Raw genomic sequence first — 16,085 nt, forward strand, 5'->3', positions numbered from 1 at the left:
TCTCCGTGACGAGGTCTTGACCGCGCTCGAATATCGCCCATAGCATCCCGAGCGAACCTGACTTGGGGAGATAACGGAGAGGACCACCCGTGAGGAAACCCCGCATTCTCGTCGCACTGCTGTCCTTAAGTGTCGCTGCCGGCATGGCTGGCTGTGCCGCTGAGGACAAGAAGGCGCCGGCGGGCGAGATCAAGATCGGCGCGAGCCTGGAGCTGTCGGGCGCGACCGCCTCGATCGGTACCACGTTCGAGAAGGCACTGAAGCTCAAGGTCAAGCAGATCAACGATGCCGGCGGGGTGAACGGCAGGAAGATCAACCTGATCATTCGCGACAACCGCACGGATCCGGCGGAGGGCGTCAAGAACGTCAACCACTTCATCGACAACGAGAAGGTCTCCGCGATCATCACGGGTGGCTGCAGCGGCTGCGTCGTGCCGGCCAAGGCCGTCGCCAACACCAAGAAGGTGCCGATCATCGCGCTGGGCGCCGCGAGCGCCATCACCAGCCCGATCGCCGAGAGCAAGTTCGTCTTCAAGATCGCGCCGAACCCGGCCGAGGACGCCGACGTGATCGTCAACGAGCTGGCCCGCAAGAACATCACGAAGATCGGCCTGATCAGCGTCAAGAACGTCTACGGCCAGGACGGCAAGGCCCAGGTCACCGCCAAGGCGCAGGCCAAGGGCATCCAGGTCGTCGCGGCTGAGGAGTTCAACCAGGACGACAAGGACATGACCGTCCAGGTCAGCAAGCTCGTCGAGAAGAACCCGCAGGCGATCGTGGCGTGGGCCGTCATGCCCGCCGCCGGCCTGATCGCCCAGTCGCTGAGCACCGCCAAGTTCACCGGCGCGGTGTACCTCGACGCCGGTGCCGGGGCCGAGCTCTTCGTGAAGGGCGCGCAGGACGCGGCCGAGAACACGTACATGGTGTTCCCGGGCATCCTCGCGATCAACGACGCGGTCGCGACGACGCCGCAGGTCACCGCCCAGAAGGCGTGGTTCAAGGACTACTCCACGGCCTACGGCAACTACTCCGGCTTCGCCTCGTTCGGGGCCGACGCGGTGTCGCTGATCACCGAGGCGGTCAAGAAGACGGGCAACACCGACCCGGAGAAGCTGCGGGACGCGTTCGAGACGATCCAGCTCGACGGGATGACCGGCCCGATCAAGATGACGGCCGAGAACCACTCGGGGCTCCAGCCCGACGCGTTGAAGATCGTCGTCGTGAAGAACGGCGAGTGGCGCCTGGCCTCCTAGGCGTGACCCCGTGAAAGGCCCCCTCCGCGGAGGGGGCCTTTTTCGTGCCGCATCTGATCACAACCCTTGTTGAGAGAGCGCTCTCGCGATACACATATCGACACTGATCTTCTCCATCCCCTCAGGAGGAACCGTGTTCAGAATAATGCGTCTGATGGGTACGGCCGGGGTGCTGCTCGCCGCCGTGCTGGCCGCGCCGGCAACCGGGAACGCGGGGACCGTCGCGGGACCCGGTTCCGCACCGGGGACGGCCGCCGGTTCCGCTTCGGGCTCCCACCCGCTCGCCGCCACCGGTTCCGCGCCGCACGCCGCGCCCGGGACGGCCACCGGTTCCGCACCGGGCTCCGGCCCGCTCGCCGCCGCCGGTTCCGCGGCCCTCGCGCCCGGCGCCGGTCCCGCCGTGGCCCTCGCCGCCTCCTGGGGGGACGAGTTCGACCGGCCCGCCGGCACCGCGCCCGACTCCACGAAATGGCGGTACGACCTCGGCGGCGGCGGTTGGGGCAACCACGAGCTGCAGACGTACACGAACAGCACCGCCAACTCCGCCCACGACGGCCAGGGCCACCTGGTGATCACGGCCCGGAAGGAGGCCAACGGCTCCTACACCTCCGCGCGGCTGCTGACCGCGGCCACGTTCACCCAGACGTACGGCACCTTCGAGGCCAACATCAAGATCCCGCGCGGGCAGGGCATCTGGCCCGCGTTCTGGATGCTCGGCGAGGGCTCCACGTGGCCCGACCGCGGCGAGATCGACATCATGGAGAACATCGGCCGCGAACCCTCCACGGTGTACGGCACCATCCACGGCCCCGGCTACTCCGGCGCGGGCGGCAAGGGCGGCTCGCGGACCCTGCCGAACGGGGAGAAGCTCGCTGACAACTTCCACCGGTACGGCGTCGAGTGGAGCCCCGACCTGATCGTCTGGAAGCTCGACGGCCAGGAGTACTTCCGGGTCACCCCGGCCGCGATCCCCGGCAAGACCTGGGTGTTCAACCACCCCTTCTTCATGATCATGAACGTGGCCGTCGGCGGGGACTGGCCGGGCTACCCCGACGCGAGCACCGCGTTCCCCCAGCAGATGGTCGTCGACTACGTCCGGGTGCAGACGTACGGCGGCACCCCGACCGGTACCCGTCTGATCGGTTTCGGGGGTAAGTGCATCGACATCCCCGGCGGCTCGCCCTCCGACGGCGAGCGGCTGCACCTGTGGGGCTGTCACGACGGCGCGAACCAGAAGTGGTCCTTCGAGGCCGACGGCACGGTCCGCTCGATGGGCGTGTGCATGGACGCGGCCGGCGCGGGCACGGCCAACGGCACGGCCATCCAGGTGGTGGGCTGCAACGGGAACGCGGCGCAGAAGTTCACCCTGAACGGGGCCGGGCAGCTGGTCAACCCGGTGTCGGGGCGGTGCGTGGACGTGGCGGACTGGAACTCCGCGGACGGGGCGCTGCTCCAACTGTGGGACTGCAACCCGAACGGGCAGGACAACCAGCGCTGGCGCCGGGGCTGAGACCGGCACGCGGCCAGGCCGGCCGTGGGCTCCGGCCGGCCGGCTGCGGCTCCGGGCGGGCGGCGCCGGTCGGAGCCTGCGGCCGCGCGCCGCTCCCGGACGAGCCGCGCCGGTCAGAGCCTGCGGCCGCGCGCCGCTCCCGGACGGACCGCGTCGGTCAGGCCTTGGTCGCCTCGGCCAGGGCGGCCCGCCACGGAAACGCGGTGGAGCCGCCCTTCCCGTGCGGATGCTCGGCCACCAGCACCGTCACGCCCTCCGCCCGCAGACTCGTCACGGCGTTCCGGAACGGCAGCCGGCCGGCGAGCACGGTGCTCAGGAACGGCACCACCACGGTGGGCACCCCGAGACCGACACATTCGGCGAGTACGCCCAGCGCGTAGGTGTCGGTGATCCCGGCCGCCAGCTTGTTGACCGAGTTGAACGTGGCGGGCGCGACGATCGCGACATCCGGGATGACGGTGGTCTTCGGTTCGTCCGGGGCCCGGTAGGCGTGCCGGACCGGCTCCCCGGTGGCGGCCTCGATGGCGGCCACGTCGAGGAACCGCAGCGCACTGGGGGTGGCGAGCACCCGGCAGGTCCACCCGTCGTCCTGGGCGGCCCTGATCAACTCGCCGACGCCCCCAGCGGGGGAGGCGGCGCACACGACGATCAGCAACTCCACGCGCCGGACACTACCCCGACGGAAAGCGGGAGGTCGCCGATGACCGGCGACCTTCCCACACCCGCGCGACGTCGCAGGCGGCCGGCGTGGCCGCCACCCGGGCGCGAACTCAGGACACCCGGCGCGGGATCCCCAGCGGGTTCGCCTCGCGCAGCGGCTCGGGCAGCAGCGCGTCCGGCACGTTCTGGTACGCGACCGGGCGGAGGAACCGCCGGACCGCCGTCTCCCCCACGGACGTGTACATCGACGAGGTCGCCGCCGGCCACGGCCCGCCGTGCTGCATCGCGGCGGTCACCGCGACCCCGGTCGGCCAGCCGTCGACGATCACCCGGCCGGCGACCCCCGCGAGCAGCGGCAGCAGTTCGGCGGCCAGGTCGTCGGAGGCGGCCAGGTGCGCGGTCGCGGTCAGGCTGCCGGGCAGGTCGCGGACCGTGGCGGCCAGCTCGGCCGTCGAGGAGTACTCCACGACCAGCGCCGCCGGGCCGAAGCACTCGTCGAGCAGCTCCCCGCGCAGGTCACCGGCCGCGACGGCGAACAGGGCCGGCGCCGGACCGGCTAGCGCCCGCACGCCGGGGGCGGCCGCGAACCGGGCGAGCCCCTGCTCGTACCCCTTCTGGATGTTCTCGGTGAGGAGCTGCCCGGTGCTGGCGGCGGCGGCCGCGTCGGTCAGGGCCGCGTCCAGTCCGTGGCCGGCGGGCAGGAACAGCAGGCCGGGCTTGGTGCAGAACTGCCCGGACCCCATCGTGTACGAGGCCACGAACCCCGCCACGATCTCGGCGCTCCGCTCGGCGAGCGCGCCCGGGGTGACGACGGTCGGGTTGAGCGCACCGAGTTCGCCGTAGAACGGGATCGGGTTCGGGCGGGCGTTGACGAGGTCGAGGAGGGCCTGACCGCCGCCGAGGGAGCCGGTGAAGCCGACGGCCGTGATCGCCGGGTGCCCGACGAGCGCCTGGCCGGCCGCGAAGCCCTCGACCAGCGCGAACACGCCCTCGGGCAGCACCTCGGTGAGGATCGCCGCGACGAGCCCGGACGTGTCGGGGTGGCCCGGGTGGGCCTTGACGACGACGGGGCAGCCGGCGGCGAGCGCGGAGGCGGTGTCGCCGCCCGCGACGGAGAACGCGAGCGGGAAGTTGCTGGCCGCGAACACGGCGACGGGGCCGAGCGGGACGAGCATCCGGCGCAGGTCGGGGCGCGGGGCGGGCTTGGCGGCGGGGTCCGCGTGGTCGATGATCACTTCGAGGAAGGCGCCGGCGTCGACGGCGTCGGCGAACAGTTCGAGCTGCACGCAGGTGCGCTCCAGTTCGCCGGTGAGCCGCGGCACACCCAGGTGGCTCTCCGCGTCGGCCCGCTCGATGATCGCGGCACCGTTCTCGCGTAGTTTCGCGGCTACTTTGCGTAGCAGGTCGGCCCGCTGGGCGAGCGGGAGCGCGGCGAACCCGGCCGCGGCGCCGGCCGCCGCGCGGCAGATCCGGTCGAGCTCGGCCGGTGTAGTGTCGTGCACCACAATCACTCCTCTAAACCGAACAATCTTTCTACTAGACCGAACGATAACTGGTATCCCGCCGTAATGGAGCAGCGGCTACCGTCTTGTTCATGCCTGGACTCAACCTCTCCCGCGACGAGGCCCGCGAACGGGGCGACCTGCTCCACGTGGACACCTACGACGTGCAGCTCGACCTGACCCAGGGACCGGAGACCTTCACCTCCACCACGGTGATCCGCTTCTCCGCCCGGGAAGCCGGCGCCTCGTCGTTCGCGGACCTCGAGGCCCCCCGGGTGCACGAGATCGTCCTCAATGGCCGGTCCCTCGACGTCGCCACCCACTACGCCGACGGCCGCGTGCTGCTGCCCGACCTGGCCACCACGAACGAGCTGCGGGTCGTCGCCGACTGCGGGTACTCGAACACCGGCCAGGGCCTGCACCGCACCGTCGACCCCGTGGACGGCAACGTCTACGTCTACACCCACTTCGAGGTCCCCGACGCGCGCCGGGTGTTCACCACCTTCGAGCAGCCCGACCTCAAGGGCGCCTTCACGTTCACGGTCACCGCGCCCGCCGACTGGGAGGTGTTCTCCAACTCCACCACCCCCGAGCCGGTCGACGGGGTGTGGACGTTCGGGCCGACGCCCCGGATCTCGACGTACATCACGGCGGTCGTGGCCGGGAAGTACCACGTGGTGCGCGACAGCCACACCCTCGCGTCCGGCCAGGTCGTGCCGCTGGCCGTGGCCTGCCGCGCCTCGATGGGCGCCCACCTCGACGCCGACGAGATCATCGAGGTCACCAAGCAGGGCTTCGACTACTTCACCCGGACGTTCGACCAGCCGTACCCGTTCGAGAAGTACGACCAGATCTTCGTGCCCGAGTACAACATCGGGGCCATGGAGAACGTCGGCTGCGTGACCCTGAACGAGAACTACGTGTTCCGCTCCAAGGTCACCGACACCCGCCGCCAGCAGCGCGCCGAGACCGTCCTGCACGAGCTCGCGCACATGTGGTTCGGCGACCTGGTGACGATGCGCTGGTGGGACGACCTGTGGCTGAAGGAGTCCTTCGCCACCTACGTCTCCGTCCGGGCCCTGACCGAGGTCACCAAGTGGCCCGGCGCCTGGACGAACTTCGCCAACGACGACAAGTCCTGGGCCCTCATGCAGGACCAGCTCCCGTCGACCCACCCGATCGTGGCCGACATCCGCGACCTGATGGACCTGCTGACCAACTTCGACGGCATCACCTACGCCAAGGGCGCCGCCGTCCTCAAGCAGCTCGCCGCGTGGGTCGGCAGCGAGCAGTTCTTCGCCGGCATCCGGCACTACTTCGACCGGCACGCCTGGGGCAACACCACCCTCACGGACCTGCTCCAGGCCCTGGAGAAGACATCCGGCCGGGACCTGTCGACCTGGTCGGCCGAGTGGCTGCAGACCTCCGGCCCGAACACGCTGCGGCCCCGGTTCACCACCGGCCCGTCCGGGCTGTTCGAGAGCTTCGTCGTCGAGCAGGAGGCGTCCGAGGAGCACCCGACCCTGCGGTCGCACCGGATCGCCATCGGCCTGTACGAGCGCGGCCCGCTCGGCCTCAGCCGCACCCACCGGATCGAGCTCGACGTCACCGGCCCGGTCACCGAGGTCCCGGCCCTCGTCGGCCAGCCGCAGCCCGACCTGGTGCTGCTGAACGACGACGACCTGACGTACGCGAAGATCCGGTTCGACGAGCGCTCGCTGGACACCCTGATCACCGGGATCGGCGAGTTCGCGGAGTCCCTGCCGCGCGCCCTGTGCTGGACGGCCACCTGGGACATGGTCCGCAGCGGCGAACTGGCCGCCCGCGACTACATCCGGCTCGTACTGAACGGCATCGGGCGCGAGACGGACATCGGCGTCGTCGAACTGCTGCTCCGCTCCCTGGTCACGTCCCTGGAGCGGTACGTGACCACCGACGCCCCCGCCGGGCTCGTCGCCGACGCCGCCCGCGGCCACCTCGACACCGCCGCGCCGGGCAGCGACCACCAGCTCGCCTGGGCCCGGCTGTTCGCCCGGGTCGCCGGCCGCGACGCGGACCTCGACCACGTGGCCGCCCTGCTCGACGGCTCGGTGGTCGTCGCGGGGCTCGCGGTCGACACGGACCTGCGCTGGGCGCTGCTGTCCGCGCTCGCCCGCAACGGCCGGGTCGGCCGGGCCGAGATCGAGGCCGAGCTGGCGTCGGACGAGACCACGGCGGGCCGGCAGAACGCGGCCGGCGCGCTGGCGGCCCTGCCCGACGCGGGCGCCAAGGCCGAGGCGTGGGCCTCGGTGATCGACCGCTCCGACCTGCCCAACGGGACCCAGGAGGCCGTGATCGGCTTCCGGGGCTCGGCCGGCGGCGGGTTCATGCAGGCCGGACAGCGGGACCTGCTCAGCGGCTACGTCGACAAGTACTTCGCGGCGCTGCCGGCCGTGTGGGCCGGTCGGGCCGGGGAGATCTCCCGGCTGCTCGTGAACGGGCTGTACCCGCGGCTGTGGATCGAGCAGTCGACCATCGACAAGACGGACGCGTTCCTCGCCGAGCATGACCCGGCGCCGGCTCTGCGGCGGATCCTCATCGAGGGCCGGGATGATGTGGTGCGGGCGTTGCGGGCGCAGGAGCGGGACAGGGTGTGAGTGGGGCTTCGGGCCGGCGCCGCCAGGCGCCGGCCCGAAGCCACCCCCGAGGAGAGGGCCGTCCGAAGAGGGCCCGGCCCGGAGCCGCGGCCGGTCAGCCCGCCCGGCCCGGAGCGAGCCCCGGATCAGCCCGAGATCAGCTTGGCGTACGCCGGCTTGATGACCTCGTTGATCAGCACCAGCCGCTCGTCGAACGGGATGAACGAACTCTTCATCGCGTTGACCGTGAACCACTGCAGGTCAGCCCAGCCGTAGCCGAACGCGTCGACGAGCAGGCTCATCTCCCGCGACATGCTCGTACCACTCATCAGGCGGTTGTCGGTGTTGACCGTGACCCGGAACCGCAGGTCGTGCAGCATCCCGATCGGGTGCTCGGAGATCGTGTCGGCGATGCCGGTCTGCAGGTTCGAGGACGGGCACAGCTCCAGCGGGATCCGCTTGTCCCGGACGTAGGACGCCAGCCGGCCCAGCTGCCCGTCGACGATGTCGTCCACGATCCGCACGCCGTGCCCGAGCCGGTCGGCCCCGCACCACTGGATGGCCTCCCAGATGCTCGGCAGGCCGAACGCCTCGCCGGCGTGGATGGTGAAGTGCGAGTTCTCCCGCTGGAGGTACTCGAACGCGTCCAGGTGCCGGGTGGGCGGGAACCCGGCCTCGGCGCCCGCGATGTCGAACCCGACGACCCCGGAGTCGCGGTACTGCACGGCCAGCTCCGCGATCTCCATCGACCGGGCCGCGTGCCGCATGGCCGTGAGCAGGGTGCCGACCCGGATCTGCCGGCCCCGGGCGGCCGCGTTGGCGGTGCCCTCCCGGAAGCCCTCCAGCACGGCCTCGACGACCTGGTTCAGGGTCAGGCCCTGCGAGACGTGCTGTTCGGGGGCGTAGCGGACCTCGGCGTACACGACGCCGTCGTCGGCCAGGTCCTCGGCGCATTCCCGGGCCACCCGGCGCAGCGCGTCGGCGGTCTGCATGACGGCCACGGTGTGGTCGAAGGTCTCCAGGTAGCGGACCAGCGAACCGGAGTTCGCCGCGTCCACGAACCAGCGGCCCAGCGCCTCGGGCTCGGTGGCCGGCAGCTGGTGCCCGATCGCGCCGGCCAGCTCGATGATCGTCGCGGGACGCAGGCCGCCATCGAGGTGGTCGTGGAGCAGGGCCTTGGGAGCGGAACGAATGTCCTCATACGTCGGTGCCATGGTCAGACTTTAGTGCTCGGGCCGTGCCCGCACCTGCGATAGCGAGACAACTCACGCACGCGGTGTGAGCACGGCCCTACAGTCGGCCCGGCCCCGGCCGGGGTCGCTCCTAGACCTGGCCGGCCTTCTCCAGCGCGGCGCAGCAGGTGCTCACCACGAGCCGGGTCACGGTGTACGGGTCGGCGTTCGCGTTCGGCCGCCGGTCCTCCAGGTAGCCCTTCTGCTCGACCTCGACCTGCCACGGGATCCGCACGGAGGCGCCCCGGTCGGACACGCCGTAGCTGAACACGTTCCACGGGGCGGTCTCGTGCTGCCCGGTGAGCCGGCCCTCGATGCCCGCGCCGTAGTTGTGCACGTGCTCCAGGACGTTCTCGCCGAGCGCCTCGCAGGCGGTGATGATCGGGTCGTACCCCTCGCGCATGGCCTTGGTGGAGAAGTTGGTGTGCGCGCCCGCGCCGTTCCAGTCGCCCCGGACGGGCTTCGGGTCCAGGGTCGCGGCGACGCCGAAGTCCTCCGCCGTGCGGTACAGCAGCCAGCGCGCGACCCACAGGTGGTCGGACGCCGTCACCGGGTCGACGGGGCCGATCTGGAACTCCCACTGGCCGGGCATGACCTCGGCGTTGATGCCGCAGATCGCCAGGCCGGCCGCGATGCAGTGGTCGAGGTGCTTCTCGACGATGGCCCGGCCGAAGATCTCGTCGGAGCCGACGCCGCAGTAGTAGCCGCCCTGCGGGGCCGGGAAGCCGCCGACCGGGAAGCCCAGCGGGCGGTTGTCCGCGAAGAACGTGTACTCCTGCTCGATCCCGAAGATCGGCTCCTGGTCGGCGAACTGCTCGGCGACCTGGGTGAGCCGGGCCCGGGTGTTGGTCGGGTGCGGGGCCATCGCGGTGTCGAGCACCTCGCACAGCACCAGCAGGTTGTCGCCGCCCCGGATCGGGTCCGGACAGCTGAACACGGGCTTGAGCACGCAGTCGGAGGCCGAACCGAGGGCCTGGTTGGTGCTGGAGCCGTCGAAGCCCCACAGCGGGAGTTCCGCCCCGTCGGCCAGGACCCGCGTCTTCGAGCGGAGCTTGGCGGTCGGCTCGGTGCCGTCGATCCAGATGTACTCGGCCTTGAACACCATGTGCGAAGTCCTATCCCTGCGTGGGTGGCGGCTACTCCATCGAGGGTGTCCGGACGCGGTTTCCCGACCATTTCCCGATTGTTAAATCCATGAGTCGTACCCGGACGGCAGGGACGGGTGCGGGCCGCCCCTGCCGGTGCCTGTGCGTTTATCGACCAGTTCGGCGCAGGGGCTGTCGGCGGGAAGTACCGGCCTACCCAACCGGAAGGGGCGGCCCGCACAGGAAACGATAGAGAAGAACCAGAATCAAACGCTATAGATGTGTACCGAGTCCATCGGGCGCATTTCCGCGTTCCGGCCGCCTCGGGCGCGGCCGGCGCCGGGGCCCGAGGATGATGGTCCGCATGCTGATCGGTGCGATGCGGTGTCCCGTGTGCGGGGAAGAGTTCGTCCGGCAGGCCCGGGCCGCGGAGCGGGCCGGGGGGTTGACCTGCGAGAACGGGCACGCGTTCGACCGGGCCCGGCAGGGGTACGTGAACCTGCTGGCCGGGAGGGACCCCGGTACCGGGGACACCGCCGAGATGATCGCGCACCGGGCCGCCTTCCTCGGGGCGGGCCACTACGAGCCGGTCGCCGACCTGTTGCCGGCGGCCCCGGGTGGCGTGGTCGTGGAGGTCGGCGCGGGCACCGGGTACTACCTGGCCCGGGTGCTCGACCGCTCACCCCGGGCGGAGGGCCTGGCCCTGGACCTGTCGCGGTACGCGGCCCGCAGGGCCGCCAGGGTGCACGAGCGGGCCATGGCGGCGGTGGCCGACTGCTGGGGGAAGCTCCCGCTGGCCGACGGCAGCGTCGACCTGGTGCTGGACGTGTTCGCGCCCCGGAATGTGGCCGAGTTCCGCCGGGTGCTGCGCCCGGGTGGCCGGTTGGCCGTGGTGACCCCGTTGCCGGAGCACCTGGCCGAGATCCGGGAACCCCTGGGCATGTTGGCCGTGGATCCTACGAAGGCCGAGCGCATGGCATCCGTAACCGACAAGGATTTTGAGGTTGTCGGGTCTTCGGAGTTGCGGAAGGTGCTGGACCTGGACCACGCGGCGGTCGCCGACCTGGTTGGGATGGGGCCGAGCGCGTACCACACGGAGGCGGCCGGGCTGGCGGACCTGCCGGAGCGGGTCAGCGTGACGCTGGCTGTGCGGTGCTCCCTCTACGCACCACTTCCTCGGTGACGAAGACGGCCACGAACACCACGATCAGGGCGAGGAGCTGGGCCAACGGGTTCAGCGCCGTGCCGACGGGGACGGTGGCCATCGCCGCCGCCGCGCCGACCAGCCGCCAGACGGGCAGCCCGATCCGCAGTACGCCGCGGAACAGCGCCTCGCCGACCAGGAACAGCGCGACCCCGCCGGCCAGGACGAGCGCGGCGTCGAGGTGCGAGTGCTCGGTCGGGTGCGCCAGGGCCTTCTTCACCCCGGCGGACATCGCGACGATGCCGAGCAGCATCGGCAGGTACGCGTAGCCGAAGGCGTTCAGGGCCAGTCGGGCCCGCCGCGCCGGGTCCGCGATGGCCTCCAGGGCGTGCTCGGCCCGGTTCTCGTCGCCCGCGAAGTAGGCCCACCACAGGTGGTAGGCCAGGGTCAGGGCCAGGGCCGCCGCCCCGACGGCCGCCCAGGTCAGGTCCTCGTTGCTCGCGGCGCCGACGCCGATCGCGACGACCGACTCGCCCAGCGCGATGATCAGGACCAGGCTGTGCCGTTCGGCGAAGTGCCCGGCCCGCACGTCGAAGCCGCTGACCGGGTGCAGGTACGGCGTGCAGAACTGGAGTGCCGCCGCCGCGACCCACAGCCAGGGCAGGTGCAGCCAGCCGCCGACGAGCACCAGGGTGGCCGAGGCCAGGTTCAGCGGGCCGATCCAGGCCATGGTGCGGGCCACGTTCCGGCCGCCGCCGAGGAACAGCAGTCCGGAGTGGACGGCGTTGATGACGAAGTAGGCGAGGCCGAAGTACAGGCCGGTGTCGGCGTAGGACTCGGGCAGCGCGAGCGCCAGCACCAGGAACGCGGTCATGGCCGTCATCAGCAGCACCCGGCGGGGCATCGAGTGCACCCGGACCGAGTTCGTGACCCAGGCGTAGCCGCTGTACATCCACCAGATCATGAACAGCAGCAGCGTCACCCGGCCGAAGCCGAGCCAGGTCAGGTCGGCCGCGAGTCTCGTGGTCAGCTGCGTGATCGTGAAGACGAACACCAGGTCGAAGAACAGCTCCAGGTTGGAGACCCGGTCGGCCGGCGGTTCGAGGTGGTAGGGCGAGGTCACGTGCTCATTATGCGGCCCGATCAACCCCGTCCGACGGGTACTAGTCGAACGTGACCGCCCATTCCAGCGCCCCCAGCCGCCGCGCCACCAGCACCGGGTCGAGCCCCGGGGTCCGCGCCTCGTGGCAGGACCAGTCCAGGCACGAGTAGAGGTCCAGCAGCGCCGCCGCCTCCGCCGGTTCCCGCACGGCGGTCAGGGTGCGGGACCGCCAGTCCGCGTACCGTTCCCCGCCGCGCAGGTCCGGCAGCCCCCGGCCGTCCGCGCGGGCCAGCGGGTCGAGGTCGTCGCGCAGGCCGAGGACCCAGCACAGCGCGGCGGCGGCCTCGATCCCGGCCGCGTGCTCGCGGCTGTCCCCGTCGCCGTGCACGATGAACCGCCACTCGCCCTGGTCGACGAACCGCAGGATGTGCGCGTCGAGCAGCCAGTCCATGGCGCGTTCGGTGGGCATGCCCAGCGTGCGGGCGTACGCGATGTGCAGGACGGCCACCCGGGCCTCCAGCTCGGCCACGGGGCGCACGCCGATCGACGCGCCCGGCCGGTAGGTCAGCGGGTACCGGCGGCCGGGGGCGGGTGCCCCGAGCCGGCGGAGTTCGAGCACGGATTCGGACCGGAGGGCGGCTGGGTCCACGGGTACTACTCGTCCCGGTGTGCCGCGTCCGGGCTGAACGCCGGCAGGCAGACCGCCAGGTACTCGGCCCCGTCGGGCGCCGTGTACCGCACCTTCTCGCCGCCCTTCGTGAGCACCGCCTGCCCGGCCGCAACGTCGAGCACCCCGCCGTCGTGCTCCACGCGCACGGTGCCCTTCAGCACGACCGTGATCTCGTCGAACTCGGGCGTCTGCGCGGGCTCGTCCCAGCCGGCCGGCGCGATCATGTGCGCGACGGACACGGCCTCGTGACCGGTGTTCACCCGCCCCACGTACTCGTCGATGACCTTGCCGCCCGGTACCGGGATGCGGGTCGGGCTCTTGATCAGCTCAGGCATGGATCTTCTCCAGGATCAGGGACGGGGACTGTCCGGTGGCGCCGATGGTCCAGGCGCCCTTGAGGGCATCGTGCGCCCCGGCGAGCCGGCTCTCGTCGTCGGCGCGCAGTTCGAGCAGCACGTCGCCGGCCTCGACCCGGTCGCCGGGCTTGCGGTGGAGGACGATGCCCGCGCCCGCCGACACCGGGTCCTCCTTGCGCGCCCGGCCCGCGCCGAGCCGCCACGCGGCGACCCCGACCTGGTACGCGTCGAGGCTCGCCAGCACGCCCGACTCGGTCGCCTTCACGGTCTCCGTGACCGGGGCCTGGGCCAGCGGCGCGTCCGGGTCGCCGCCCTGCGCCTCGATCATCGCGCGCCAGGCGTCCATCGCCCGGCCGTCCTTCAGCGCCTTCTCGGGGTCGGCGTCGATGCCGGCCAGCGCGAGCATCTCGCGGGCCAGGGCCAGGGTCAGCTCGACGACGTCCGCCGGGCCGCCGCCCTGGAGGACCTCCAGGGACTCCTCGACCTCCAGCGCGTTGCCGATCTTCAGCCCGAGCGGGACGGACATGTCGGTGAGCAGCGCGACCGTGTCGACGCCGTGCGCGGTGCCCAGCTCCACCATGGTGCGGGCGAGCTCGCGGGCCCGGTCGAGGTCCTTCATGAACGCGCCCGAGCCGACCTTCACGTCCAGGACCAGGCCCGACGTACCCTCCGCGATCTTCTTGCTCATGATCGAGGAGGCGATCAGCGGGATGGCCTCGACCGTGCCGGTGACGTCGCGGAGCGCGTAGAGCTTGCGGTCGGCGGGGGCCAGCTCGTCGCCGGCCGCGCAGATCACCGCGCCGGAGTCGCCGAGCTGGCGGAGGAACTCGGCGTTGGAGATCTTCGCCCGCCAGCCGGGGATGGTCTCCAGCTTGTCCAGGGTGCCGCCGGTGTGCCCGAGACCCCGGCCGGACAGCTGCGGCACGGCCGCGCCGCACGCGGCGACCAGCGGGGTCAGCGGCAGCGTGATCTTGTCGCCGACGCCGCCGGTGGAGTGCTTGTCCACGGTCGGGCGGGACACGCTGGACAGGTCCAGCCGCTCGCCCGAGGCGATCATCGCGGCGGTCCACCGGGCGATCTCGCGGGGCGTCATGCCGTTGAGCAGGATCGCCATCGCCAGGGCCGACATCTGCTCGTCGGCCACGACGCCCGAGGTGTAGGCGTCGATCACCCAGTCGATCTGCTCGTCGGTCAGGGCCTGCCGGTCCCGCTTGGTCCGGATCACGTCCACAGCGTTCATCACGGTGAGTAGCCTATCCACGCGTGGGGGCGGCCCTGTGGGGATCACGGGGTTATCGGCACCCGCTTACCTGTGCATTACGGACAAAATTCGCGCGCCTTCGTCCCAGATGGGCGGAAAATCACAAGGTGAACGCGTGCGGCAACAGGTCGCGCATCGGAATCGGGCCGTCCCGGTGGTCGATCAGACAGTCCGGGCCGCCGTGCTCGAACAGCAGCTGCCGGCACCGGCCGCACGGCATCAGCGCCTCCCCCGCGCCGTCCACGCACGACATCGCCACCAGCCGGCCGCCGCCCGTCGCGTGCAACGCGCCCACCAGGCCGCACTCCGCGCACAGCGTGAGGCCGTAGGACGCGTTCTCCACGTTGCAGCCGGCCACGATCCGGCCGTCGTCGACCAGCGCGGCGGCCCCCACCGGGAACTTCGAGTACGGCGCGTACGCCCTGGTCATCACGTCCCGGGCCGCCGTCCGCAGCGCGTCCCAGTCGATCTCAGCCCTTGACATACGGCTTCCCGTCCGCCGCCGGGGCGCGCACCTTGCCGACCAGGCCGGCCACGGCGAACAACGTCGCGATGTACGGCGCCATCCGGAGGAAGTCCGACGGGATCGGGCTCTGCGTCGAGCTGAGCACCGTCTGGAGCTTGTCGGCGAACCCGAACAGCAGCGCCGCACCCAGCGCGCCCGTCGGGCTCCACCGGCCGAAGATGACGGCCGCCAGGGCGATGAAGCCCTTCCCGGCGGTCATGTTCTTGTTGAACGCCAGACCGGAGCCCAGGGTGAGCGCCGCGCCGCCGAGTCCGGCGACGAGACCACCGAGGATCACGTTGCGGTACCGCACGGCGCGCACCTTGATCCCCACCGTGTCCGCGGCCGTCGGGTGCTCGCCGACCGCCCGGGTCCGCAGGCCCCACCGGGTGCGGAACAGGGCGAAGGTGACCACGCCGACGAGGATCAGCGCCAGGTACACGAAGATGTTGTTCCGGAACAGCGCCGGGCCGAGGAACGGGATGTCCGACAGCAGCGGGATGTTCCAGTTGTCGAGCTTGGGCGGCTGGTTGTACGTGACGGCCTCGGGCTGCATCAGGCGCTCGTAGATCACGCCGGTGATGCCGATCGCGAGCACGTTCAGGATGACGCCGAGCACGACCTGGTCCACCAGGTACTTGATCGCGAACACCGCGAGCAGCGCCGCCATCAGCGCGCCGAACACGGCTCCGGCGACGATCCCGGCCCACACGTTCTGGGTCAGCGTGCCGACCAGCGCCCCGCCGAACGCCCCGATCAGCAGCTGGCCCTCGATGTTGATGTTCACGACCCCGGACCGCTCGCACAGCACCCCGCCGAGCGAACCGAAGATCAGCGGCAGCGCGGCGATCAGGGTGCCGTTCACCAGGTCCACGGCGTAGATCGTGTGCCCGACCTTGGCCAGCGACACGGCCCACAGCATGAACGCGCCCACGAAGCCGAGCAGCGCGACCGCCGTGGCCGTCGGGAACCAGTCGCGGCCGGCCAGCAGCGCCGCGCCCGCCGCGACGGTGAGCAGGCCCAGGACCAGGATCACCGCCCGGGGACCGAACGTCAGCGACGTGTCGTCGGTGAACTTGAGTACGACCTGCTCGGTCGCCGGCTTGATCAGCCCGAAGAACGCGAACGCGAACAGTCCGAGTACTACGTAGACGGCCCCGGCCTTCCGGGAGCGGTTCCAGAAGCCCATG

At 71.3% G+C, this 16,085-nt stretch carries 13 protein-coding genes and 1 pseudogene; 4 read left to right on the plus strand and 10 right to left on the minus strand.

Features of this window, described 5'->3' with window-relative positions; genetic code table 11:
• Nucleotides 1-89: 89 nt before the first annotated feature.
• A complete protein-coding gene (locus PT931_RS23040) occupies nt 90-1,253 on the plus strand; it encodes an ABC transporter substrate-binding protein (protein WP_456247831.1) in 1,164 nt (387 codons plus the stop codon).
• A 133-nt stretch (nt 1,254-1,386) separates the two neighbouring features.
• On the plus strand, nt 1,387-2,763 hold the full coding sequence (locus PT931_RS23045; RefSeq protein ID WP_456247832.1) for a family 16 glycosylhydrolase: 1,377 nt from the start codon (nt 1,387-1,389) through the stop codon (nt 2,761-2,763).
• A gap of 157 nt (nt 2,764-2,920) precedes the next feature.
• Here PT931_RS23045 and PT931_RS23050 read toward each other — a convergent pair whose 3' ends face one another.
• A complete protein-coding gene (locus PT931_RS23050; protein ID WP_456247833.1) occupies nt 2,921-3,424 on the minus strand; it encodes a flavoprotein in 504 nt (167 codons plus the stop codon).
• Between the two features lie 109 nt (nt 3,425-3,533).
• A complete protein-coding gene (locus tag PT931_RS23055; RefSeq protein ID WP_456247834.1) occupies nt 3,534-4,925 on the minus strand; it encodes an aldehyde dehydrogenase (NADP(+)) in 1,392 nt (463 codons plus the stop codon).
• A gap of 92 nt (nt 4,926-5,017) precedes the next feature.
• Between PT931_RS23055 and pepN the strand changes: the two genes are divergently transcribed.
• Nucleotides 5,018-7,561 (plus strand): aminopeptidase N, encoded by a 2,544-nt coding sequence (gene pepN, locus PT931_RS23060; protein ID WP_456247835.1) that lies wholly within the window; start codon nt 5,018-5,020, stop codon nt 7,559-7,561.
• A gap of 125 nt (nt 7,562-7,686) precedes the next feature.
• Here pepN and PT931_RS23065 read toward each other — a convergent pair whose 3' ends face one another.
• A complete protein-coding gene (locus PT931_RS23065; protein WP_456247836.1) occupies nt 7,687-8,754 on the minus strand; it encodes an adenosine deaminase in 1,068 nt (355 codons plus the stop codon).
• Nucleotides 8,755-8,863: 109 nt separating this feature from the next.
• Nucleotides 8,864-9,877, minus strand: coding sequence for a glutamine synthetase (gene glnII, locus PT931_RS23070; RefSeq protein ID WP_456247837.1), 1,014 nt, complete (start codon nt 9,875-9,877; stop codon nt 8,864-8,866).
• A 335-nt stretch (nt 9,878-10,212) separates the two neighbouring features.
• Here glnII and PT931_RS23075 point away from each other — a divergent pair, with 335 nt between their 5' ends.
• Nucleotides 10,213-11,040: a putative RNA methyltransferase gene (locus PT931_RS23075; protein ID WP_456248192.1), complete on the plus strand. Its 828-nt coding sequence runs from the start codon at nt 10,213-10,215 to the stop codon at nt 11,038-11,040.
• Here the strand turns inward: PT931_RS23075 and PT931_RS23080 are convergent.
• The 6 genes and pseudogenes from PT931_RS23080 to PT931_RS23105 all read right to left on the minus strand — a co-directional run bounded on the left by PT931_RS23080 (nt 10,988) and on the right by PT931_RS23105 (nt 16,084).
• Nucleotides 10,988-12,124: a low temperature requirement protein A gene (locus PT931_RS23080; RefSeq protein ID WP_456247838.1), complete on the minus strand. Its 1,137-nt coding sequence runs from the start codon at nt 12,122-12,124 to the stop codon at nt 10,988-10,990. The two genes, PT931_RS23075 and PT931_RS23080, sit on opposite strands and share 53 nt — an antisense overlap.
• Before the next feature lie 40 nt (nt 12,125-12,164).
• Nucleotides 12,165-12,752, minus strand: a complete 588-nt coding sequence (locus tag PT931_RS23085) for a DUF4272 domain-containing protein (RefSeq protein WP_456247839.1) — start codon at nt 12,750-12,752, stop codon at nt 12,165-12,167.
• A 5-nt stretch (nt 12,753-12,757) separates the two neighbouring features.
• Complete coding sequence (locus tag PT931_RS23090; protein ID WP_456247840.1) at nt 12,758-13,108, minus strand: cupin domain-containing protein; 351 nt, start codon at nt 13,106-13,108, stop codon at nt 12,758-12,760.
• A complete protein-coding gene (locus tag PT931_RS23095) occupies nt 13,101-14,369 on the minus strand; it encodes a thymidine phosphorylase (RefSeq protein WP_456248193.1) in 1,269 nt (422 codons plus the stop codon). The genes PT931_RS23090 and PT931_RS23095 overlap by 8 nt, the downstream gene beginning before the upstream one ends.
• A 130-nt stretch (nt 14,370-14,499) precedes the next feature.
• Nucleotides 14,500-14,874, minus strand: a pseudogene (locus PT931_RS23100) (cytidine deaminase); the annotation flags it as partial.
• Entirely contained in the window at nt 14,861-16,084 is a 1,224-nt protein-coding gene (locus PT931_RS23105) for an ABC transporter permease (RefSeq protein ID WP_456247841.1), read from the minus strand. The pseudogene PT931_RS23100 and the gene PT931_RS23105, both read right to left, overlap by 14 nt.
• Nucleotide 16,085: the final 1 nt, after the last annotated feature.

Source organism: Longispora urticae, from assembly GCF_053902585.1.

What these genes read in the sequence shown, in the direction of transcription:
- pepN (WP_456247835.1), top strand. Translation starts at nt 5,018, where the DNA reads ATGCCTGGACTCAACCTCTCCCGCGACGAGGCCCGCGAACGGGGCGAC.
- PT931_RS23065 (WP_456247836.1), bottom strand. Translation starts at nt 8,754, where the DNA reads ATGGCACCGACGTATGAGGACATTCGTTCCGCTCCCAAGGCCCTGCTC.
- glnII (WP_456247837.1), bottom strand. Translation starts at nt 9,877, where the DNA reads ATGGTGTTCAAGGCCGAGTACATCTGGATCGACGGCACCGAGCCGACC.
- PT931_RS23075 (WP_456248192.1), top strand. Translation starts at nt 10,213, where the DNA reads ATGGTCCGCATGCTGATCGGTGCGATGCGGTGTCCCGTGTGCGGGGAA.
- PT931_RS23090 (WP_456247840.1), bottom strand. Translation starts at nt 13,108, where the DNA reads ATGCCTGAGCTGATCAAGAGCCCGACCCGCATCCCGGTACCGGGCGGC.
- PT931_RS23095 (WP_456248193.1), bottom strand. Translation starts at nt 14,369, where the DNA reads ATGAACGCTGTGGACGTGATCCGGACCAAGCGGGACCGGCAGGCCCTG.
- PT931_RS23105 (WP_456247841.1), bottom strand. Translation starts at nt 16,084, where the DNA reads ATGGGCTTCTGGAACCGCTCCCGGAAGGCCGGGGCCGTCTACGTAGTA.